The organism is Adhaeribacter radiodurans (assembly GCF_014075995.1).
Classification (GTDB): domain Bacteria; phylum Bacteroidota; class Bacteroidia; order Cytophagales; family Hymenobacteraceae; genus Adhaeribacter; species Adhaeribacter radiodurans.
In genome coordinates, this window is the sequence record NZ_CP055153.1 from 3,824,348 (window position 1) to 3,847,432 (window position 23,085).

Below are 23,085 nucleotides of genomic sequence, written 5' to 3' on the forward strand. Positions count from 1 at the left end.
GGTAGAATTTACGAAAGGGCAGATCAATACTGATTTTTCAGTATTTTTTAGCAAAAAAGTAAAAACATAAGGAATTTCTTGACCTTGGAGTAAACCGGATTTTACTAAATAAATCCTGATAAGGACTTGATTAAAAATAAGTTAAAAGTTCTGTTCTTCCGATGGAATCTATTTAGCTACCTAGCAGAATAATTTCCTTGGGAAGGACAACTAAAAAAGACGTTGATTTACTTTAAACTATGTTTAGTCCTTTTACTTAGCATTTAATAATCTTTATCTATTTGATTTTTCTCGGAACCAGTTTCAACCATAAAAAAGTAAATGGACCTGCTTAAAGAAGTATTGCCTTCTGAGAATAATTTTATGAATACAAGTATAAAGACCTCATTTTTAATGGTTAAATGCAAAACCTAATTCTAAAAGATGCGTTTTTATTAACATTTAAATTAATGTAGGGAAGCTTTACGGATGAACTTAAATTTAAATAATTACCAGAAGTACTCCAACCATTTGCTTTCTGCCGAGCAGAAATTATTTGACAAATACCGCAAAGATATTTTGCAATTTTGCCAGGAAGCACAATCGCGAAGTGCGATTTTACAATTTTTGGGAATTGCAGAAACGTACGAAAACTACAAGAAATTTATTCTTAAGTTAATTAATGAGCGTTATTTAAATTACACGGATATTCGTCATCCGCAATCGCCCAAACAAAAGTTCGTTATTAGCCAGAAAGGTTTAAATTATCTCCGAGCTATTTCTTAGTATAGTATTTACTTATTCCTCCGTAATTGAATTCGTTAAAAAAATATGCCTGTGCCAGAATCGCTAATTAAAGTAATTCACCAGCACAGACTTATTTTTTTATTAATCAGGATTTAACTTAAATCTTCCTAATCCAAAGCGCTGCTAAAATTACCGTTGAACTACTTTAATTAAAGAACCGGCTGAAACGGATTCATTTAATTCCATTCCGTTTAAAATAGCCATTTCGGTTAACCGTTTTTCGGGTACATTATACTGCCGTAATACTTGCGACAGCGTTCCGGATTTAGCCACCGTTTTAATGCGCACCCGCTCGGCTTGGCGATTAATAATAGCCGGATCGGTCAGCTTCCGGAATTGGTCCATAGTAGATTTAAAGGCCGAAAAATAATTTTCAAAATCGGTGGCAGCCGAAATGCCCATTAAACTATAAATATTATTATCGTACTGAATTAAATAAGTTAATGTGCGAATGGTAGGCGTCTGTTGTTGTTGCTGTTGCTGCTGTTGTTGCTGGTCTTGTTGAGGTTTCTGGTCGGCCACCATGGCAAAAGCAGGTAAACCATTAACCGTTACCTTTTTCGATTCTAAGGCTTGCAATTGGTACTTTTGTAACAATTGCTGAGCGGCTTCTTCCAACGATTTTCCGGGGACTAAAGTTAAAGCCATCATAGCTTTACCGTCTTTATCTGCCATCTGAAATTGTTGCGGAGAGTTTTGGTAAGCCCAACCAGTAGGAACCGGAAATTGAAACTTTAATTCGGGATGATAAAATACATACGTTTCCACAAACCCCTGCCGCGGGTCTTCGCCATACACTATACCATCAATCATTTTCAGGTAATTATTACGGTTAACCTGCAAATTAGTAGTTTTCACTTTTTGCTTCCATTCGGTTGCTAACTCTTTTACCGTTTCGTAGCGATCGGCGGGATTTGGGTGAGTAGAAAGAAAATCTGGAATAGGTTCGGTTTCGCTTTGCTCTTGTTCGCGCTTTAAGGTTAAAAAGAAATCGGCCATTTGCGCAGCATCGTACCCAATTTTAGTGGAATATTCTACTCCCAATTGATCTGATTGGCGTTCATCGTCTCGGCCAAATTTTAGAAATAGTAAAGCCAGGCTTTGTTGGGCTTGCTCGCCAAACTGGGCAAATTCCGGCGAAATTACCATTCCTACTACCAAGCCTATTTGTGCCAGCATAGATTTACTTTGCTGCTGTGCCGAATGACGCGCCGCAATGTGCCCGATTTCGTGACCTAACACCCCGGCAAACTGCGCCTCGTTGTTAAAGTGGGCCATAATGCCCCGCGTAAAATAAACGTATCCACCCGGAACCGCAAACGCATTTATTACCGGCGAATCAATTATTTTAAATTCATATTTTAAATCTTTCCGGTGCGATACCGCTACCATTTTCTGGCCTTTTTCATTAATAAAATTTTGTAACTGTTTGTTAGGATATAATCCAAACTGGTTAATTACCTCCGGGTCGGCTTGTTGTCCCATGGCAATTTCCTGTTGTTTCGAGATAAAGGAAATATCTTTTTTACCTGTTACCGGATTGGTAGCGCAAGAATGACAAATAAGTAGCGTAGCCACCATAAAACTGCCTACGTTAACTTTGGTTAGCAACTTTTTCATTTAGTTTGTTTCTAAATATAGTAAGTGGTTCTTCTTAGAAAGTTTATATTTAATTGAACGTGGTTAATTGTAATAAGTTGCCCTTACTGATTCGTCCACTCACCCATTCGGCTTAGTTAGAAAGATGAATTAGGCAACCAGCCTTAGTAACAGAAAGTTAGTTACCAAAAATAAATATGAGAGGGAGAAGTATACGACCTATCATTTCAAAATTTACTATTTTCGATTTGGAATGATAGCTTCCTCCAACCTGGCTCCGAAGAAATATTTTTAACCAGGCTACTTCTCTTTTATTGTCAGCTTTCTTCATAGCATATTTTAGTACTCAAAGCCTAAATATTAAACTTCTCGGCTATTCTTTTTTATTTTGGTTTAGGATTAAATGCTTTTAGTAAATGATAAAAGCAACAATTTCATTAATTACAGGTTTAAATGAACCGGTAACTTGCTAAGATAACCGGAAGGTTGCAAAATTTACCGCCGCCATGTTAAATTGTTCTCCAAGTATTATGAAAAAATTAGTTGTTCTGTTATTAACCTTTTTTACTTGCATCGGGCTTATATTTTGCGATAATTCTTCTAAGACAGACGATTCGAAACAGGGAAAAGGTGAAAAGAAAAAAAGTAAGAAGATGGCCGCATCTTCTAATGTTCAGGTTACTGATAAGTGGGATATGCCCGCAATTTTAAAAGAAGTTTCCGGAATTGCTTACCTGGGCCCTGATCGGTTTGCCTGCGTACAAGACGAAGCAGGCATTATTTTTATTTATAATACGGCTACTTCTTCCATTGAAAAACAAATCACTTTCGGGGGTTCCGGCGACTACGAAGGAATTACAATAACAGGTAAATCGGCTTACGTGGTGAGCAGCGACGGCAAATTATACGAAATCGAAGACTTGGAACAAGATGAGCCAAATGTTAAAACGTACGCTACTTCTTTAACCGCCGAGCAAAATGTAGAAGGATTATGCTACGATAAAAAGCAAAATCGCTTACTCCTGGCTATTAAAGGAGCCGAAGTGAACGACCCGGATAATAAAGGAATATACGCGTTTGATTTACAAAGCAAAAAACTAAACTCCGAACCAGTTTATAAAATAAATTTGCGCGATCCGGTATTTGCGCGGTTATCGTCTAAAAAGACAAATGCTATTATGCAGCCATCCGAGATAAACGTACACCCAGTTACCGGTGATATTTACGTAACCGAAGCTACTAAACCTAAACTGTTAATTCTGGACAACTCAGGTGAAATTAAAAATTTACTAATTTTAAATTCTTCGGAGTTTTCGCAACCCGAGGGTTTAACTTTTAGCCCAACCGGCGACTTGTTTATTTCTAATGAAGGCAAAAAAGAAGCGGGTAATATCTTAAAAGTAGAAATTTCGGAACTGTAAAGGAGTATTCTACTTCTGTTCTACTAACTCTAATCTTCGCACGATAGAGTTTGGCGGCAATAAAGTTCCGGGTGATAAAACAGCATTAGCTCCAATTTTAGAGTTATCTCCCACTAAAGCGCCGAATTTTTCAGTGTCTGTTTGGAGGTGGGTAGCGTTATAAACAACCGTAATTTGTTTATCTAGGCGGTCGTTATGGTGATTGGCCGTTATAGAACCCGCTTCAAAATTCACGTTACTACCTAAAATACTATCGCCAATAAAATTAAAATGCGCTACCGCACTGTGCGGAAAAATAATGCTGGATTTTATTTCGCAACTGGTACCAATAACAACAGATTCTATTAAGTACACTCCACCTCTTAAATAGGCATTCGCGCCGACAAAGCAATTTTTACCAATAATAACGGGGGCTTTTAGAATAGCCGTATTCTCAATCACGGCCGTTTCATGAATAGCTACATTATTGATTACCGAATAATCGCTACTTAACCCGGGAATAAGTTCTAACAAAAAATCCGACAGATTTTTCGTTAACTCCCATGGCAAAATATATTTTTGGGTCGGAAAAAATGTGAAGAATTGCTGGATGAAGTTATCGATCAATAGCATTTAGGTCCATTAAAATAGGTTAAATTAATTATTACTGAGACAATAAGATATTAGAAATAATTGAATATACCCGCATTAAAAATATGTACTATTCATCGGCCGCTATTACCCTACCAGAGAGGCATTAAAATTTAATCCTATTTCAAAACTAAACAACATACACTGTACTGCCTGTAATTAAGTAGAGCGCTTTCCTCCATAAATTATATACTTAATAAATTCTAATGTTCACCCATTAGTCTGCTTAATATTACTTTTCTCCTGTGTCCCTTCCGCGTTTTCATACAAAAACCCTTACCAATACATTAAATCAACATACATACTTTATCTAATTTATAAATATAACTTTTCCGTGTTCATAAATTCAAAAACATAAATACGCATGCAATCATAATTATAGATATTATAATACTTCCGATATTTGCATCATCAAAATAATTAATTAAAAACAGGTTATTACTGATAAAACAAAGCTTAATTCATTAGATTATAGTTAAGCTTTATCAATAAGATACAATAATATGACAAAAACCTTTTACTTTCTTAATTATAACTTTTCTTCTCCCGTCTATTCTGCAAACAAGTTCAAATTTGCATTTTTAGCAAAATAACACTCTTCAATAAATTCTAATCCTGAAGGTTTATTAAAAAGTAAAAGCCCAGTTAGGTTAACTTAATAAAATAGTAATTTCTTCTGTAAAATTCTACTCTTACCCTAAAGAATACCCGCAAAAAATAAGCTCCTCACATGAAAAAAATATTTACCCAAGTTTTTCTTATTCTATTAGTTTATTTCTATTCTAACGAAAATAGTTTTGCGCAAGAAAGCTTATCCAAAGTTTGGGATTTTGCTTTTGGTGGAACAAAAGCTGATATATTACAAATACACCAGCCTACCAAAGATGGCGGCTATATTTTAGGTGGCACTTCTAACTCGCCGGCTAGCGGTTCTAAATCGGTGGCTTGCAAAGGAAACCAGGATTTCTGGATTGTAAAAATTGATGCAGCGGGTAATAAACAATGGGATAAAACAATTGGCGGCAGCGGCTTCGACTTTTTGCAGGACTTGCAGGTAACTACCGATGGCGGCTATATTCTGGCAGGTACTTCCGATTCACCGGTGAGCGGCGATAAAACAGCGGCTGGCTCTGGTAAATTTGATTATTGGGTAGTAAAAGTAGATGCCCAAGGTAACAGGCAATGGGATAAAATATACGGAGGTAGCTCTAATGAGTATTTAAAAGCAATCCGGTTAACTACTGATGGCGGTTATATTTTAGGCGGCTCTTCTGATTCACCAGTAAGCGGTAAAACCGGATTTAACAAAACTGCTGCTCAAATTGGTGAAAACGATTATTGGGTAGTGAAAATAGATGCGTCTGGTACTAAAAAGTGGGATAAAACTTTTGGCGGAACCAGCTACGACTTTTTTCAGGATGTGCAGGTAACTACCGATGGGAGTTATATTATGGGCGGCCATTCTTATTCGGCCGCAAACGGCAGCAAATCTTCCGGTTCTAAGGGCTTTGGCGATTACTGGATTATTAAAACCGATGGGAATGGTAACAAACAATGGGACAAAACTTTTGGCGGCAACCTGGATGATGCTTTAGTAGGCATTTTACTTACCAAAGATAACGGTTATGTACTGGGAGGAATTTCTAAATCGGGAATCTCCGGCGATAAAACAGTAGCATCTAAAGGTTTTGGCGATTACTGGTTAGTAAAATTAGATGCTACCGGTACTAAAAAGTGGGATAAAACTATTGGCGGTTTAAATAACGATTTCCTTCAGGTTATTACGGCTACCAACGATGGTGGCATTTTGTTAGGTGGTACTTCTAATTCTCCTCTGAGTGGCGATAAAACTGCTAACTCCAATGGCAACTCTGATTTCTGGATTGTAAAAACCGATGTAAACGGCGTTAAAACCTGGGATAAAACTATTGGCGGCTCTGATTACGAAAATTTACGTTCGGTACAACAAACAACCTCGGGCTCTTATATTTTAGCCGGAACTTCTGCCTCTGCTGCCAGTGCCGATAAGTCTAATGCTTCTAAAGGCGAAACTGATTTTTGGTTAGTAAATATCGCGGCAGGTGGTAAAGACCAACCTCCGGTTTTAAACCAGCAAGTAGATAGCTTTACTTTAGTAAATGCAGATACTGAACAAGATATTCAAACTATAACAAATGGCGCTACTCTTAATTTAGCTACTCTTCCTACCCGCAATTTAAACATTCGGGCAAATACCAGTACCAATTCTTTAGATAGCGTAGTATTTCATTTAAGCGGCGCGGATACTTTGCACATTGCCGAACGCAATGCTCCCTATATTTTATTTGGAGCGGTAGGTACAAACTACAATGCCTGGACCCCGGTACAAGGTAACTACACCTTAACAGGAACTACTTATTCTGCCACTTCTGACAGTGATACCGTAGGTACCCCATTAGTAATAGCCTTTACCGTAACTGATGAATCAAATATCTCCGATGGATTGCCTATCGCTAATGCCGGATCAGATCTAACAGTAGTTCTGCCTGCTAATACCGTAACTTTAAATGGCAACGGTACCGATAACGAAGGCTCTATAAAACAATATATCTGGAACCAGGTAAGCGGACCTAATGCCACTAAAATAAGCAACTCCCTTATTGTCAACCCAGTAGTTTCGGGTCTGGTAGCAGGCACTTATGTATTTAGTTTAGTAGTTACCGATCTCCAGGGAAATATAAGCGCGGCCGATTTCATGAACGTAACCGTAAACAATACTACCACCATTAACACGTTGCCAGTAGCCAACGCTGGTGCTGATGCTACGATTACCTTACCAACAAACACCGTAACTTTAAATGGTTCTGGAACCGACAAAGAAGGTTCTATTAAGCAATATATCTGGAACCAGGTAAGCGGACCAAATACCGCTAAATTAAGCAACACTCTTATTGCCCAACCAGTAATTTCGGAACTAGTAGCTGGTACCTATGTATTTAGCTTAATTGTTACCGACGAACAGAGTGCTGTTAGTGCCGCAGATTTAGTAACCATAACAGTAGCTAACCCGGGTATTAACGCAGTACCTGTTGCTAATGCGGGCGCTGATATTACAATTACTTTACCTACCAATACCTTAACGTTAAGTGGAACTGGTACTGATAAAGAAGGCTCCATCAAACAATATATTTGGAATCAGGTTAGTGGCCCATCTGCATCTAAAATAAGCAATAGCCTAGTAGCAAACCCGGTAGTTTCCGGATTAGTAGCTGGTAAGTATGTGTTTAGCTTAGTAGTAACCGACAATCAAGACGCAGTTAGTGCGGCAGACTTAATTACGGTTATTGTAAATAATAGCACCAGCACTATGTCGCAGATAGTTAGTTTAACCTTAATAAATGGAGATACCGATAAAGATATTTTAACCATCACCGAAGGTACTATTCTTAACTTGGCCACTTTACCTACTAAAAATTTAAACATCCGCATTAATACCAGCGCCACTGGCGTAGGTAGTGTAAAATTGGCCTTAACCGGCAGATGGACTATATCTAAAACTGAATCTGCTCCATATACTTTATTTGGAGATGAGAAAAGAACTGATGGCACTATTAATTACGGCGGCATTGCGCTACCTACCGGTGATTATACCTTAAAATCTACTCCTTATTCTGGTGCTTCCGGAACTGGTACAGCTGGTACAGCTTTAACCGTTAAATTTAAAATAATCAACCAAGCTGCTAGTGCTATTATTAGTAATTCCAGCGTGGCCTTATATGATTCTACTTCCACTGCAAACAATCGCAAATTAACGGAAGCAACCGCTACAAAACCTGCTGTTCTAACTAGTTTCCCTAATCCTTTCCAGGATCAAACCACCATCCAATTTACTTTTGCTCAGGAAGAAGACTACAAATTGGAAGTGTATAACTTAAATGGCGAGTTAGTTAGCCAGTTAAAAAATGCCAAGGCAGTTGCTGGTGAAACTGTACAAACAGTTTGGAATGCAAGCCAAACCAAAAACGGCATCTATATAATAAAATTAACTACCAAACGTGCCGTACAGCATTTAAGAGTAATGCATTCAAAATAAGTTTACCGTAAAACTAAAAAGCAAAAAGTCTTTGTTTAACTACAAAGGCTTTTTGCTTTTTAGTTTATTGTTGTGTTATAAAACCAGATTACATAACCCTTCTTCCTTAAACTGGATAAAAAAATTACATTCCGGCTAGGGCTTGTTTTTGGTTTTAGAATAATAATTACCAAACTGATTTTCCCTTAACTATAGAGACTGACACCAGTTTGGCTCTTTCGGGCCTTCAAAGGTTCCGGTGCTTTAGCATTGTGAGGCACGAACAAAGGAAGCTTAGACCAGCCCGAGCCTGACGGCCAGGAGGCAAACTTAGACCGTTGAACTGCATCAGCACTGCTCCTTGAGACTTGAAAAGGCTCCACGTAAAAACTTTTATTTTATACTAACATGCTCTTTCACCTTTAGCACAGAATAAAAAAGTAATTACTTCCTACTACTTGGTATAACTATCCTGGCCTAAAGCACGATTTGATAATGTAGCCATTAACAGTTAAGTAAAAATTCACTACAAAGCCCGGTCCAGGTGCACATAACCGCCGTCTACGTGAATAAGTTGGCCCGTAGTATGACTAGACTTAGCCGATAATAAAAATACGACCATGTTTGCTATTTCTTCCGGAGTAGTCATGCGGTTTTCTAAAGGAATGTTAGCGGTAATTTTTTTCAGTTTTTCTTCCGGATTAGGAAAGGTTTTAATCCAATCCTGGTACAAAGGTGTCCAGGCCTCTGCTACAATTAAAGCGTTTACCCGGATGCCATAGGGTAGTAATTCCACGGCCCATTCCCGGGTTAAAGCATTACGTGCCCCATTAGCCGCCGCGTAAGCCGACGTTCCTCCTTGCCCCGTTTCAGCGGTTTTAGAACCAATATTTACGATTGCGCCTTTACTTTCTTTTAAAGCGGGCAAAGCATAATGCGCCATTAAATAGTAATGAACCACGTTGCGGTGCAGCGATAACATAAACCGTTCGTAATCGCCTTTTTCCAGACCAACTCCATCGTTTACACCGGCATTATTTACTAAACCATCTAACCTGCGGTGGCGGGCCAGAGCTGTTTCTACGGCTATTTTACTAGCTTCCGGACTAGATAACTCGGCTACTATCTGGTCGGCATAACCTCCTGATTTAGTAATTTCCTGAACCATTGCCAGGTTATCTTTTTCGTTACGCCCTATTATAACGGGTAAAGCACCTTCCGCCGCTAAGGTCCGGGAAATGCCCGCACCAATGCCTTTCGCCCCACCGGTAACTAATATAATTTTTCCTTCTAATTCCAGGTTCATCGTTTCTATATTTTTACAAATCAATTTTTATAAAGTAAATTGTTCTTCTGTCTTGTTTAAAGCGTAAAAAAATGCTAAAAAAGGTAAGGTATCGTTTTACTTTTATTTTATCTTCTTCAAAAAAAATCTGGTTAAAGTTTTTAAGCTATTCAAAAACAAGATTTCCAAAAAAGGCGGGTAAATGAAAGTTGGGCTGGGGCGCTACTATTTTGCTCCAGCTTAAAAAGTGGGGCTGAGGTACATTATCGCCGCATTTATAAAAGTTGGCTCTGGCTTGCATTCCTTGTAGGGAAGAAATCTGGTGCTGGTCGAAAATCTTTATTGGAATTGCTAAAGTTAATTGCCAGTAAAAATTTTGCTCACTGCTATCATCTAAGCGGGTTAGAGTGGTAGCGGTTTGAATTGAACGTAACTGCTCCGGCTTTAATAATTGGCGGTTTTCGCGATTTGGTCCGTAACCTGCCCGGCAAATACCCAAAGCATTAAATTCCAGGTTATAGTAGGCAGCCTCCGCGTTAAAAGAAATAAAAAATTCCACGCAGGAATCCTGGTAAACCGGGTCGTTTAGTTTAAAGTTATCTATCCGGACAAATTCTTCGGTTACGTAATATTTTAAAAAAATCCAGGTAAGGTTATGCGCTATACTAAAATTTACTTCGGGTTGATACGTAAATTCCGGCCAAGGTTGAGCGGCAATTTTTTGCCGGGGTAAATTATCTAATGCTTGTGAAATAGCCTTAATGTCCGCCCCATTCAAATCTAAAGGTAAATAGGACACAGAGAGCGTAACTTGGCTGGAATTAGACGGATAATTACTAAATAAATCAATTTCCATTAGTTAACTGCGTTTTCCCAAAGTTTTGACGGATAAGCGCCTCTCGCAATTAGCTCAGCAAGTTGTTGCTTTACTTCCATTTTGTCTTCGGGGTAAGTAACACCCATCCACTGATCACTAGAAATTAGTACTTGTACGCTCGCTCTTTTTTCCATTAACATTTGGTTTACCGCTTCCGATAAATAAAATTCATCTTTTTCGGAAGTAGCGTATTTCTCTAAAAATTGCGCGAGGTATTTATTTAAAATAGGAAAAATAGCCGGGGTAAATCCCCAAAAATTCATAGATACAATTTCCTGACCGGTTAAAGTTAGTTTTTTACCTTCGGGTAAATTGGCGACAATCTCGTTCTCGTTCCGCTCTATTTCTTTTAATTCCCGCACCGAAAGCAGCTTATTTTCCTCGTTTACTTTACAAAGTCCCCGCGAAACTGTACCGTTTTTAGAAAGAGTGTTTACCAAAGCATAACCCGACAAGCACCAAGCCGGTAAATTGGCGGAGGTATCCGTATTTTTTAAAAAATCAGCCATTTGCTGAAAAGCCGCAAAACCATAAAAATCATCGGCATTAATAACGGCAAAGGGCTCGTTTACTTGGCCCCCAACCGTCCAAACGGCATGACCAGTTCCCCAGGGTTTCCTACGGGTTTCAGGAATGGAGACATTGCCGGGCACTTTACTTATATCCTGAAAAGCCAGTTCTACTGAAATGCTAGTAGGCAGTTTAGCTAATATGGTTTCAATAAATTCTTGCTCTAAACTCTTACGGATAACAAATACAATTTTACTAAATCCAGCCCGAATGGCATCGTACACGGAATAATCAATGATTGTTTCCCCGTTCGGACCAAAAGTATCCAATTGTTTCAGACCACCATAACGGCTACCCATACCGGCGGCCAGAATTACTAAACTAGGAGCATTACGCATACTTCACAAAATTTATTAAATAGAGAAATTCTTTTTATTTTGTTTTACCAGCATCTGCCAAAATTTACCTACCTGGCAAGCTGTACGTTGCAAATTAATAGCCGTTTGAGTTAAAGCTTCGGGTAAAGAAACCGGACCGGCACTAATAGGCAAAACAACATCAAAAAATTTAAATTTACTTAAATCTAAAGTAGCCGGTAGCTGACCGGCTAAAGCAATTACCGGAACATGGTACTGTTTGGTTATTTCTGCTACAGCGTAAGGTCCTTTTCCGGCCAAGGTTTGTTCATCTAAGCCACCCTCCGCGGTAATTAATAGGTCGGCGTTTTTAATAATCTCCTCGAACTGAATTTGCCTTAAAATATAGGCGGTACCCGGCACTAATTCGGCATTTAGTACCCCGGCTAAGCCGGCAGCAGTACCACCTGCGGCTCCCCCGTGCGGCAACTTTGTAATATCTTTATCTAAATCTTTTTGAATAATTGTTGCCAGTTGAGTTAAGTTCTGCTCCAAAATTTCTACCATGGCGTTATCGGCCCCTTTTTGCGGACCAAACACCCGGGCAGCTCCTTTTTCGCCGAGTAAATAATTATTTACGTCGCATACTACGGTTATTTTACTTTGGGCCAGGCGCGGATCTAAATTGGTTAACTTTATTTGAGATAAATTCGCTAACGATGCCGCTCCCGGAGCTAAAGGCTGGTTATCGGTATCCCAGAAATCTACTCCCAAGGCTTGTAATAAACCGGTACCTCCATCTACGGTAGCACTGTTACCTACTCCAATTATAAAATCGCGGGCACCTGCTTCTGAAGCGGCTTTCAGGAGTTGGCCGGTACCGTAAGTAGATGCCCGGAGTGGGTTTCGCTCCTGGGAAGTAAGATATTTAAGACCTGATGCCTGAGCTAGTTCTATGATGGCCGTTTGCCCGTTGTTTATTAAACCAAAAACAGCCTCTATGGAGCGGCCTAAAGGATCTTGAACAGTTGCTGTATGGTAAGTGCCTTGCCAGAAATTTACTAAAATCTCCATCATTCCTTCTCCTCCATCGGCTACCGGGCAAATAGTAAAATCTGCCGCTAAGCCACTTTCTTCTAAACCCTTCCGGATAGCTTTGGCTACTTCTATTCCAGACAAGCTGTGTTTAAAAGCATTAGGAGAAATAACAACGTGCATAGACTTATTAAAATTAAAAATCAGTTTTAAGCAGTGCCAATTTTACTTTTTTTACCCTTCCTGTTGCGCAAGCTAGTTCGTAAAGAAAAGAACTAATTTAGAAACCAGAGCAGCTATTTTACCTTAGTTTTCTGATAGAATTTGCGGTTTAGTTCTCCGTTTTTTCTTCTAAGAACTGTTCTATATTCTGGATTACTTTATCCATTAACAAAGTACGGGCTTCGCGGCTGGCCCAGGCTATGTGCGGCGTTAAAACCAGTTTATGCGGATTGTTAACTTTTAAAAGTGGGTTATTTTCATCCATGGGTTCTGTTTCAAAAACATCCAAAGCAGCACCGGCAATTAAATTTTCGTTGAGGGCTTGCGTCAAATCCCTTTCCCGCACAATACCGCCCCTTCCCACATTAATTAACAATGCAGATAATTTCATCTGTTGGAGTTGCGGATACGTAATTAAGTTACGGGTATGCTCGTTTAAAGGCGCATGAATAGAAATAATATCGCAGGTGGCCAGAAATTCAGGTAAATCTAAACGTTGGTATTCCGGGTTGTTATTTTTTCCGGAAGTAGAATAATATACTACCTCTGCGCCAAAGGCGCTGGCAATTTTAGCTACTTGTCGCCCAATGTTGCCTAAGCCAATAATCCCGAACCGTTTGCCATAGATTTCTGAATAGGATGGCCCCAGATGCGTAAAAATATCGTTCCTGGCATAATCACCCAATTTAACATAATTATCAAAATAAGGAATATTATTCGTTAATTGGAGTAAAAGAGCGAAGGTTAATTGGGCTACGCTGTTAGTAGAGTAATCCACTACGTTTTTTACTACAATTCCTTTTTCCTGGGCAGCCGTTAAATCAATGTTATTAGTACCGGTGGCTGCCACACATATAAGCTTAAGGTCTGGGCATTGCTCCATTATAAGCCGATCTACCTGAACTTTGTTAACTACAACAATATTTTGGCCTAAACAACGGCTAAGTGTTTGAGAAGGTGTAGTGGTAGCATAGTAATTTACCTCCCCAAACTTTTCCAAGTTTTTCAAGTTCGGGATATCGCCCATGGTTTTGGTATCTAGAAAAGCAATTTTCATGAATGCAGAATTTTAAGTTTTCCCTCTTCTTGTTGCCGCCTTTTGCCAGCAACTTACTGGTTTATATGCTTACATTCCAAAATGTAGGCTAGAATATTTCTGTAACTTACTCCTTGTTGGTTTCTGCTGCCCGCTTTACTGCTTTATAAAATGGCAAATTCTGATTTTAAGAACAAAATCAGAATTTACCAAATTTTAACAAATGAGAGGATTTGCTTAATGTAGTATTGCAAATAGATTTAGCTTTACTAAGGTTTTTTATTAAAAAGTGTGGATTAGGAACTCTGCTGCTTGGCCGTTATTTCTTGTTCTAATTGTTCATCGGAAAGTTCTTCGAGCCAGTTTTTATCTAATTCCAAACGCACCGTTTGAGCACCGCCGCTGGGCGTACAAACTACGGGTACTTTTCCTTCGTTACTTTCCACAATATTGGTGGCTTTCTCGGCAGCGGCACTATTTAAGGCAGCGTAAGCCTGCACGCAGGTCCAGGCAGTATTTTCTTGATCTGTAATTTCGCGTTGTTGCATTTAGTAAATAATTTTGTGTTTATCTGGTATGTTTACGCGATACGCACAAAACCGACGAGGCATTTTTGTTTAATTCAATTTTTATTGTTTAGTGACTACTTAAGCAAACAGACATGAGTATCCAGATAGTAGATGCCATACCTTTAGGTGCATTAATGATGGATTATTAATATCTTTTTACTACGGTGCTGAAATCTAGTATAGTAAATTAATTTAGTTCTGTTACGTAACTGCCCGTAATTCAAATAGGCTCAATAACCTTTCTGCGCAACAATTTTCAAACTTTTTCGAAATTACCAGCTTTTTTATGTGTCATTTGTATGTAAAATTCGTAATCGATTTTTAGAGCATCTTGTTATACTATATGATGCTTTTATAAATTAAACCTTATGACTAACAACGATAATTTAACCGATGCCAATCCGGATGTAATTTTGATTGGGGCCGGAATAATGAGTGCCACTCTAGCCATGATGATTAAAGTGCTGGAGCCTGAAGTAACCGTAGAAATTTTTGAAAGGTTAGACGTGGCGGCCGCCGAAAGTTCTGATGCCTGGAATAATGCGGGTACGGGGCACTCGGCTTTTTGCGAATTAAATTATACCCCCGAAATGCCCGATGGTTCTATTGACACCTCTAAAGCTGTATCAATTGCCGAGTCCTTCGAAATCTCAAAACAATTCTGGGCCTTCCTTATTCAAAACAATCTGATTGACTTACCAGAATCTTTTATTCGCCGGATTCCGCACATGAGTTTTGTTTGGGGCGAAAACAACGTGGAATATTTGAGAAAACGCCACGCGGCCCTTACCCGCTGTCCTTTATTTAAAGGCATGCTTTACTCCGAAGATACAAATCAATTAGCCGAATGGATGCCTTTGATAATGGAAGGACGTGATCCAGCGCAAAGTGTAGCCGCCACTCGCATGGGAATTGGAACGGACGTAAATTTCGGGGCACTAACCCGGTCTATGTTCGATTATTTGAAAGAACAGGATGGCGTAAAAATTCATTTTCACCATGAGGTACTCAAACTGCGCAAAACGGAAGATGGCCGCTGGCAAATAAAAGTAAAAGATTTAGCTACCGACGAAAAAAGAAAATTAAGAGCCCGGTTTGTCTTTATTGGCGCTGGTGGTGGTTCCTTGCCTTTACTCGAAAAATCGGAAATTCCGGAAGGAAAAGGATTTGGCGGTTTCCCGGTAAGTGGGCAGTGGCTCGTTTGTACCAATCCAGAGATTATTAACCAGCACCAGGCTAAAGTATACGGCAAAGCTGCGGTAGGCTCGCCACCCATGTCGGTACCACACCTCGATACCCGCATAATTAACGGTGAAAAAGCTTTATTATTCGGTCCTTACGCGGGTTTTAGCACCAAGTTTTTAAAACAAGGTTCTTACTTCGATTTACCTTTATCCATTAAAGCCAATAATTTGCGGCCTATGCTTATTGCAGGCCTTAAAAATATTCCGCTTACCCGTTATTTAATTAATCAGGTGCGGCAATCGCCGGAAGATAGGCTGGCTTCTTTGCGGGAATTTGTGCCCCAAGCTCGTATGGAAGATTGGAAACTCGAAACTGCTGGCCAAAGGGTGCAGGTAATTAAAAAAGATGAGAAAAAAGGTGGCGTACTTGAATTTGGTACCGAAGTAGTAAGTGCCGCTGATGGTTCTATTGCTGCCTTGCTGGGAGCTTCGCCGGGGGCTTCTACGGCAGTTTCCATTATGCTGAGTTTACTGCAGCGTTGCTTCCCCGAACGTTTTAATACGGAAAAAGCGCAAACCAAAATCAAGCAAATGATACCATCTTTTGGCGAATCGCTCAGTAAAAACGAAGATTTATTACACGAAATCCGGAGTATGACCAGCGAAGTGTTGGGCATTAAAGAATCGGAACCCATACAGATCTGAATCTCGGATTAAACGGATTTCACTGATTACGCGGATTATGCTGGTCTGCATCGTTCAATTTTCGAAATTTTAAATGCCTTAATTTATCAATATTGAAGTTACAATTTTGAGAAATGTGCTTCTTTAAAAAGAGGGGCTAACCAATTGGTTAGCCCCTCTTTTTATGTCTTATTAAAAATATACGCAAGAATACATATCTGTAATTTTTTATATTTTCAAATATAATCAGCGTAATCTGTGTAATCCGTTTAATCCGCGATCAATAATCAACGGGGATAAGCTTTTGATAATCTGCCAGGCTAATATGCTCGGGTTTTTCGAAAGGTTTTTCGGTAGGAGTAATTTTTAAAATGCGGGATACCTTAAAATCACGGTATTCTTGTCGCATGTGGCACCACCCAATTACGTGCCAGCTAAAAGCGTAAAAAATTAAGCCAATTGGTTCAATAAAGCGTTTGCTTACTTCGCTGCGGTTATTTTTATAATCTATCTGTACAATTACTTTAGAGGAAATGGCATTCTGTAAAACCGACAGGTATTCGTAGTCGTTTTGAATACAAGCGGGCAATTGTAAGCGGATATTATTATTTAAAATTTCGAGCTTTTCTTTTTGAGAACCCCGCAGTACGGCTTTTATTTTATTTAGAGCGTTAGAATAATGCGTTTTAATAGATTTATCGGCAAAGCCATACACCAAACTCTCCATGAGTAACAAGGCATTCGCTTCTTCGCAAGAAAACGAAACGGGCGGTATAAAGTAGCCTTGCACAATAAAATAACCTTTATTTTGCTCAAAACTTACCGGAATTCCCTGTTCTCCTAAGGCCCGGATGTCGCGGTAAACTGTGCGTACGCTAATCTCAAATTTATCGGCAATCGTTTCGGCGGTAACGTATTTTTTAGATTGCAATAAAGTTAATATGCCAAATAAGCGATCTATACGGTTCATCGAATTACCTTATTAAATTAATGAATTAGAATATATGGGCTAAGTAATTACTTAAAGCTTGTTTACACACAAAGTTTATAATTACTTATTCCAACTCAACGCATTCGTACCCTAAGTTATTCAGTTCCAGAACAACCCGTTGCGAAACATCGCCTTTACTGTCAATCCGAAGAATATTATCACAATCTTCTAAATCAAAATTCCATTTTTCGCCGGAAAGCAGTTTATCCAAATGAGGCTTTACTCGTCTGGCTTTTTTCTTTGTACTAACCGAAGTTTTAAAAACGAATATCATTGTACCAAAGTAAAATGTAGTCCAACAATCTCAAGGCTTAATTCTAGTAAAAAAGCTAAGTGCTTTTACAACTAATATCGTGTTCTGTAATAGCTTCCATAGCCTGTGTGTAAGTAAAGCGCCATAGAAAAGAGTTCTTTATAATTGACTTAATAGTGGGCTAAATTTAGGCTAATTTTGCATGTAATCGGCAAATGTGGAAAAATAAACAAAGACCAATAAACCTGATACTGAAGAATTTATTGGCCTTTGCGCGTGTACTATTCTATTCGGTTTTTAAGAAGGCAGAGCAGTTAATTGCTTTAATCCTCTGGCTTGTAACAGAGCCATTACGGCTACCCATAGAGCAACAGCCGCAATCAGGATATAACCAATAGTGGTGAAACGGAAGAGGTGCGGAATAAGAATTAGCACACTTTCTAATACCCATAAAATATCGAGGGCAATAATAAATTTTAACCAGCCTTTGTGAATGAAGGATCTTCGGCTTTGCGTAAAAACTATAAAAGCAAAAACCAGCAGAAAAAGACCAACAACCATAAAAGGAAGCTTTTCTCCCCGACCAAATAAATCTGAAATAATACCGGGCATAGAGAGCAATAACAAGGCAGTTGCCCCGGAACTGAGCGCATTAATGAGCATTACGGTTTTGAGAGTGGTTACAGGTTTCATAAGTAGTATTTTTTAGTTTAATCAAAACTACTTACCTACCGGACGGAAAAATTGATATATTACGACAAAATGAAAGTAGCCGCCCTCCATTTGTTTAACTTCTTAGACTACGCGCAAATGCGCGGCGTAACACCGCAACGGGTGCTTACTCCTTTGCAACTAAATAATTTAGACAAACAAGATATTAACCAATTAATTGAGGAAGCTGAAATTTATAAAGCCCTGAATTGGGTACAAGACGAATTAAAAGATGATTTATGGGGAATAAAAGCTGGTAATTTTTTAACTCTTAAACTGCTGGGTTTAATTTACCAGATTTCGCTGCAAGTTACCACCATAGAAGAAGCTTTTCATTATTTACAATCCTACCTGGAAACCACCTTACCGTTGGTAAAAATGAAAACAACTACTACTGCGGAACAAATTACAGTTTTGATGCAAATAGAAAATGAGGACAAAAAGATAAACCGGATTATTCTGGAGAATGTTCTTACTATTATTTCCAGAGAAATTACTTTAATGGTAACCGGCGAGTTTTCCTTTTCATTAACGTCGCCTTATTACACTACTTCGTACCCCAGCCATTGGAAAAAAGAAGATTATTTTACTATTTCGTTTGCGCCCGTTCTTTTAAAAGCTGCTTTGCGAAAAAGGCCCGTCGAGCAATTAGATTTGCTATTACCGGAATACCTGAAATTAATTGAAACCTTAAAAGCATTGGATCAAAGTTTTTCGAACAAGGTAAAAGTAACCATGCTGGCTATGTCGGACCCTCATTTACCCGATATTACGGCCGTATCGGATGCGTTGTACCTCACTCCTCGTTCTTTACAACGCAAACTAGAACGGGAAAACAGCAGTTTCCGCGAAATTTTGCTGGACTTAAAAAAACAAATATGTTCTTTTCTGCTTCGGCACAAGGAGTATTCCATAACCAGTATGTCGTATGTTTTAGGCTACGCCGAACCGGCCGCGTTTATTCATTCTTTTAAAAAATGGTTCGGCGATTCGCCCGAGAGAGTACGTCAAAATCTTCGGAATTCATCTACTTAATAAAGGTTTGGGAAAAGTAAAAATTTAGGCGATACTATTAATTATGCCATTTATAAACGGTTAAGTTTACTAACAAGCTACTGGCTACCTAGTCGTCGAACAGCGAACAACTTTAAACAAACAACTACTAAAAAGTAAATTATTCTAACTCCATACTCAAAATAGGATATGGTTTACCTAAATTATCTACTTCCCAGCGACTTACCACTTTAAAACCAATGTGCTTGTAAAATCCTACTGCTTGTTGGTTTTGCTCGTTCACATCTACTTTTATTATTTTAAAGTTCTGAATGACGAAATCCACCAGTTTTTTACCTATTCCTTTTCCTCTGGCGGAGGGCTCTAGAAAAAGCATTTCTATTTTATCGTCCAGCACCCCAATAAAACCTTCAATTTTTCCCTCAGCATTTTTAATACAAAATAAATTAATTGCTTTTAAATACTCATTTAAAATTAAAGGCCTAAAGAAAAGGATATCCGCTTCGGTTAAAAAATGATGGGTGGCCCGAACGGACGCCTCCCAAACCACAGTAATTTCTTCGAAATCTGCCGGGGAAGCTTTCTCAATTTTATATTCTAATATTAAGGTCATACAAATAATAGCATCTGCTTATTTATTCAATAAAAATCATTAGGAATATGTAAAATAGGTAACTGGTTAATAAGTTGAAAATTTAATTTACACTGATGTGACGAGAATCTACTATATTCATGTACCAACCGGACAGAAAGTACCTAAGCAATTTAATTTAAATTTATTGGATTACAGGTAATACGATATTTCCTGTTAAATTTTAAAGATGCCTCATGAAGATAATGGAGAAAGTTTTTGCTTTTGGTTATTCCGGAATTATTTTTTTGCTACTCTGCAGTGCCTTTGCTTTAATATTTTTCGGTTTTATAGAGTTATGGCACGGAATCAATCCCACAGAAAATTTGCCTATCCGGGAGCGGTTTAACTTTATTCTGGAAAGTGTAGGCTTATTAACCATTGCAGTGGTGGCGCTGGAACTTGGACAAACTATTTTGGAAGAAGAAGTACAACGGAAAGCGCACGTGAGTGCCCCTACCCGGGTAAGAAGGTTTTTGTCGCGGTTTATGGTAGTTATTATTGTAGCCCTGGCAATTGAATGTTTGGTTTCAGTTTTTGAATTAGCGCACAAAGATGCCACTCAATTGCCGCAGGCAGCTTCCATTGGGATTGCCGCCGCTGTACTGCTGGCAGCCTGGGGCGTATTTATTAAATTAAACCGGAGTGCCGAAGAACTGGAGCCTGAAGCAATGGAAAAAACTAAGCAGGAAGATCAAAAATTGGAGTAGGATTAAGTTTAATTATTAGTTTGTTACGGTTAGCTGCTGTTGATTATAGTTTTTCCTCATTAACCGCGTAAATATATCCAACCCCGGTTTCTCCGTTATCTAATTCATACCTAGCTAAAATACGCCGGTATTCATTGCCTTCAAACGCATCTAAATTATACCAATTATTAACCAATTCGTCTGAGCAAAGCACGTAAGCCTTTATTATTTCTTGCTCTTCCCTAGTTGTATGTTTAAACCCATAAAAACCCATCTCAGCTCCCCAACCTAGTTTCTCCAGTTTACCTCTAACTACTCCTTCCTCCCATTTTCCTTGAATATGCTTAACTACTGAATGGTTAGACGCACCCGGCGCAAGTGTTCCGTAAACGATTAAGTAATTTTCGGGTTTATATATCTGAATAAAAGCTTTTTCCACTTCACTCAAACCCGAATTATCCAGGTTATTTACTATATTACCAACAATGTCCTTCTTCTTATTTAAATCTTCCATAACATTATCTAGTTCTATATCAGCATTTTCCATCTGGTAAAAGTAAATAATAATGCAATAGCACTCTTTTAAAAGGTTAGGAAATTAATTCGAACTTAATGTCTAAGTTTTATTGAGAACCCCATTCTGGAGTACATATTACTCCCCTATCTTACACGCACACTCAATATACTTTTCAGGATTTCTTCCAGAGCTTGGGAGCGGTAAAGTTTTTAGCAGCATCGTCTAATATTAGTACCCAATCGTTATCAAGGCCTTGGCTGGGTGGCGTAAATTTCTGGGAACCCGTATTTTTAAATTTTCCCAGGTTGGTAGAAACACCCGTCCGCGGATCGAACCACCGGGCTTTAAGTTCCTTACCGGTAATTTTGCCCATGTTCACTGTAAATGGTTTGCCCGAGGTAGAATAAACAAAAGCATAATCTTTGCCACGGGTAGCCTGGATCCGGTCGCCACCTTCCAAAGCTTCGGTAATCAGGCTTTGATCGGGTATCCGGTCCAGAAAAGGTCTTGATTCTATTAAAGCACGTACGTGGCTCATGTGGCCACTGCCGGGTAAATGAATAGCTTCGGACCAAGGACCCAGCGGACCGTTCACGTTTTTACCTTGCGGCTTGTTCATCTGCCAAATGGCGTGACAACCATAGGTATGGCCGTGCGCCCCGGCAAATAAATCTAAGTAAGCGGCTCGCCGCACATCGTAGGCTTTAGAGTAGCCGTTTTCTTTAGCGTTAAAGCAAACCGGGTGGTCTTCGTAAATCGGTTCGCCATCCATGGTAGGTTTGGTGTTGGCCAGATTATAATCGTGGCTAATATGGGCATATACATCGGAGAAGCGGCAATGACCCGTCTGAAACATGTTAAAATCGAGCCAGGCATCGTTGTGGAACCAGGTGGAGGAACCTCCTTTTTCTTTGGGTTGCGGGTGAAACGTCATCATTACTTTATCCTGGTTGCCATTGCCGGCACCCGCCACAATTCCGGCGGCCATGGCCCGCCAAATAACAACATCCTGTTCGTGGCGGGGATTACGATCGCCTCCTAATACCCATATAATAGGCTTATCTTTATAACGATTGCCTAAATAACGACCAAAAGCTTCGGCATTTTGCGGATTAAAAATTTCCGGACCTTCGCCCCATTTATCTTTAAAAATTTTATCGCCCCAGGTAGGCAACATTCCAATGTATAAACCTAAAGCAGCCGCTTTGTTTACAATGTAGTCTACGTGTTTAAAGTACTCTTCATTGGGTTTGGCAGGGTCATCGTTTACCAGGGGCACTTGCCCGTACGGATTAGGATCGTGCAAACCGTTGAGCTCTGCCAATACTACTGCTTGAATTACGGTAAAGCCTTTATCGGCGCGGTTTTGTAGGTAAGTATCGGCCTCTTCCCGGTTGAGCCGATGGAATAATTCCCAGGCCGTATCGCCGAGGTAAAAAAAAGGCTGCCCATTTTCTTTTACAAGATACCGTTTGTTAGCACTTACCTTTAATTGGTATTGTGCCATTGCTGCAGGTATTTGATTTAAGCTCAAAAAAAGAGTGAGCGCCACGGCGTATTTAAATGACCAGCGAAAAAAGAAAAAAGTAAATTGGAGAGGCATACAGGCAGATTTATAACCAGAATTTTATTTTAAGTAAAGCTTCCTGCTGTTCCTATCTCTTAGCATCGAAATAAAAAAAGCAAGTTGACACCTTAATGATAAGAATTTTCTTTTCAAGAAGTTGAAAAATGAGTACGATAATTTAACTCAAGGCCAGACAAATAAGGAAAGTAAATAGCTGCAAAAAACCTTTCTGAAGGACAATTGCAACATGAATACACTCATAGAAAAAAACTAAGCGATTTTTTGCCCAATTAATACAAGAAGAATACAATTTGTTTAATTTTTTGCTGCTTATAGGCGAGTTATCCTTTTAAAGTTATTTCGTCTATGTTCTTTAAAGCATTTACTTATTAAAAAAAGAAACAGCTCCGGTAATGCCCCTCAGGCACATCCCAAAGAAGGCCCTATGACACCACCGCAAAGCTGTT

General features: G+C 39.0%; 20 protein-coding genes. 6 read left to right on the forward strand and 14 right to left on the reverse strand.

Translation table 11 applies throughout. The annotated features are described in order from the left end of the window. Positions 1-468: 468 nt before the first annotated feature. The gene (locus HUW48_RS15450; protein WP_182411801.1) at positions 469-765 is read left to right on the forward strand and encodes a hypothetical protein; all 297 of its coding nucleotides are present in this window, start codon (positions 469-471) and stop codon (positions 763-765) included. A gap of 150 nt (positions 766-915) precedes the next feature. Here HUW48_RS15450 and HUW48_RS15455 read toward each other — a convergent pair whose 3' ends face one another. Then, the gene (locus HUW48_RS15455) at positions 916-2,406 is read right to left on the reverse strand and encodes a M48 family metalloprotease (protein ID WP_182411802.1); all 1,491 of its coding nucleotides are present in this window, start codon (positions 2,404-2,406) and stop codon (positions 916-918) included. 632 nt (positions 2,407-3,038) lie between these two features. Here HUW48_RS15455 and HUW48_RS15460 point away from each other — a divergent pair. Further along, a complete protein-coding gene (locus HUW48_RS15460; protein WP_182411803.1) occupies positions 3,039-3,806 on the forward strand; it encodes an SdiA-regulated domain-containing protein in 768 nt (255 codons plus the stop codon). Positions 3,807-3,815: 9 nt separating this feature from the next. Here HUW48_RS15460 and HUW48_RS15465 read toward each other — a convergent pair whose 3' ends face one another. Further along, positions 3,816-4,418, reverse strand: coding sequence for a DapH/DapD/GlmU-related protein (locus HUW48_RS15465; RefSeq protein WP_182411804.1), 603 nt, complete (start codon positions 4,416-4,418; stop codon positions 3,816-3,818). 748 nt (positions 4,419-5,166) lie between these two features. Between HUW48_RS15465 and HUW48_RS15470 the strand changes: the two genes are divergently transcribed. Continuing rightward, positions 5,167-8,508 carry a PKD domain-containing protein gene (locus HUW48_RS15470; protein WP_182411805.1) on the forward strand — a complete coding sequence of 1,114 codons (3,342 nt, stop codon included), beginning with the start codon at positions 5,167-5,169 and terminating at the stop codon, positions 8,506-8,508. Between the two features lie 505 nt (positions 8,509-9,013). On the opposite strand, the gene HUW48_RS15475 is transcribed toward HUW48_RS15470, so the two are convergent. The 6 genes from HUW48_RS15475 to HUW48_RS15500 all read right to left on the reverse strand — a co-directional run bounded on the left by HUW48_RS15475 (position 9,014) and on the right by HUW48_RS15500 (position 14,356). Further along, the gene (locus tag HUW48_RS15475; protein WP_182411806.1) at positions 9,014-9,793 is read right to left on the reverse strand and encodes an L-fucose dehydrogenase; all 780 of its coding nucleotides are present in this window, start codon (positions 9,791-9,793) and stop codon (positions 9,014-9,016) included. Between the two features lie 145 nt (positions 9,794-9,938). Beyond that, entirely contained in the window at positions 9,939-10,628 is a 690-nt protein-coding gene (locus tag HUW48_RS15480; protein WP_182411807.1) for a carbohydrate-binding family 9-like protein, read from the reverse strand. Next, positions 10,628-11,557 (reverse strand): nucleotidyltransferase family protein, encoded by a 930-nt coding sequence (locus HUW48_RS15485; protein ID WP_182411808.1) that lies wholly within the window; start codon positions 11,555-11,557, stop codon positions 10,628-10,630. Before HUW48_RS15485 ends, HUW48_RS15480 begins: the two co-directional genes overlap by 1 nt. Positions 11,558-11,572: 15 nt before the next feature. Continuing rightward, complete coding sequence (locus HUW48_RS15490; RefSeq protein WP_182411809.1) at positions 11,573-12,733, reverse strand: glycerate kinase family protein; 1,161 nt, start codon at positions 12,731-12,733, stop codon at positions 11,573-11,575. Positions 12,734-12,881: 148 nt separating this feature from the next. Beyond that, entirely contained in the window at positions 12,882-13,829 is a 948-nt protein-coding gene (locus tag HUW48_RS15495; protein ID WP_182411810.1) for a D-2-hydroxyacid dehydrogenase, read from the reverse strand. A 275-nt stretch (positions 13,830-14,104) separates the two neighbouring features. Continuing rightward, positions 14,105-14,356 carry a hypothetical protein gene (locus HUW48_RS15500; RefSeq protein ID WP_182411811.1) on the reverse strand — a complete coding sequence of 84 codons (252 nt, stop codon included), beginning with the start codon at positions 14,354-14,356 and terminating at the stop codon, positions 14,105-14,107. Positions 14,357-14,745: 389 nt separating this feature from the next. Here HUW48_RS15500 and HUW48_RS15505 point away from each other — a divergent pair, with 389 nt between their 5' ends. Beyond that, positions 14,746-16,266 carry a malate:quinone oxidoreductase gene (locus HUW48_RS15505; RefSeq protein ID WP_182411812.1) on the forward strand — a complete coding sequence of 507 codons (1,521 nt, stop codon included), beginning with the start codon at positions 14,746-14,748 and terminating at the stop codon, positions 16,264-16,266. Between the two features lie 259 nt (positions 16,267-16,525). On the opposite strand, the gene HUW48_RS15510 is transcribed toward HUW48_RS15505, so the two are convergent. The 3 genes from HUW48_RS15510 to HUW48_RS15520 all read right to left on the reverse strand — a co-directional run bounded on the left by HUW48_RS15510 (position 16,526) and on the right by HUW48_RS15520 (position 18,182). After that, the gene (locus HUW48_RS15510) at positions 16,526-17,215 is read right to left on the reverse strand and encodes a helix-turn-helix transcriptional regulator (RefSeq protein WP_182411813.1); all 690 of its coding nucleotides are present in this window, start codon (positions 17,213-17,215) and stop codon (positions 16,526-16,528) included. 85 nt (positions 17,216-17,300) lie between these two features. Next, positions 17,301-17,510, reverse strand: coding sequence for a hypothetical protein (locus HUW48_RS15515; protein ID WP_182411814.1), 210 nt, complete (start codon positions 17,508-17,510; stop codon positions 17,301-17,303). A 276-nt stretch (positions 17,511-17,786) separates the two neighbouring features. Continuing rightward, positions 17,787-18,182 (reverse strand): hypothetical protein, encoded by a 396-nt coding sequence (locus tag HUW48_RS15520; RefSeq protein ID WP_182411815.1) that lies wholly within the window; start codon positions 18,180-18,182, stop codon positions 17,787-17,789. Positions 18,183-18,251: 69 nt separating this feature from the next. Between HUW48_RS15520 and HUW48_RS15525 the strand changes: the two genes are divergently transcribed. Beyond that, positions 18,252-19,235, forward strand: a complete 984-nt coding sequence (locus tag HUW48_RS15525; protein WP_182411816.1) for a helix-turn-helix transcriptional regulator — start codon at positions 18,252-18,254, stop codon at positions 19,233-19,235. 139 nt (positions 19,236-19,374) lie between these two features. Here the strand turns inward: HUW48_RS15525 and HUW48_RS15530 are convergent, their stop codons facing one another. After that, a complete protein-coding gene (locus HUW48_RS15530) occupies positions 19,375-19,827 on the reverse strand; it encodes a GNAT family N-acetyltransferase (protein ID WP_182411817.1) in 453 nt (150 codons plus the stop codon). 215 nt (positions 19,828-20,042) lie between these two features. On the opposite strand from HUW48_RS15530, the gene HUW48_RS15535 reads away from it, so the two are divergent. Further along, a complete protein-coding gene (locus HUW48_RS15535; RefSeq protein ID WP_182411818.1) occupies positions 20,043-20,555 on the forward strand; it encodes a hypothetical protein in 513 nt (170 codons plus the stop codon). Positions 20,556-20,598: 43 nt separating this feature from the next. On the opposite strand, the gene HUW48_RS15540 is transcribed toward HUW48_RS15535, so the two are convergent. Both HUW48_RS15540 and HUW48_RS15545 read right to left on the reverse strand, forming a co-directional pair. Continuing rightward, positions 20,599-21,081 carry a gamma-glutamylcyclotransferase family protein gene (locus HUW48_RS15540; RefSeq protein ID WP_246343495.1) on the reverse strand — a complete coding sequence of 161 codons (483 nt, stop codon included), beginning with the start codon at positions 21,079-21,081 and terminating at the stop codon, positions 20,599-20,601. 142 nt (positions 21,082-21,223) lie between these two features. Next, on the reverse strand, positions 21,224-22,558 hold the full coding sequence (locus tag HUW48_RS15545) for a glycoside hydrolase family 140 protein (RefSeq protein ID WP_182411819.1): 1,335 nt from the start codon (positions 22,556-22,558) through the stop codon (positions 21,224-21,226). Positions 22,559-23,085 lie beyond the last annotated feature (527 nt).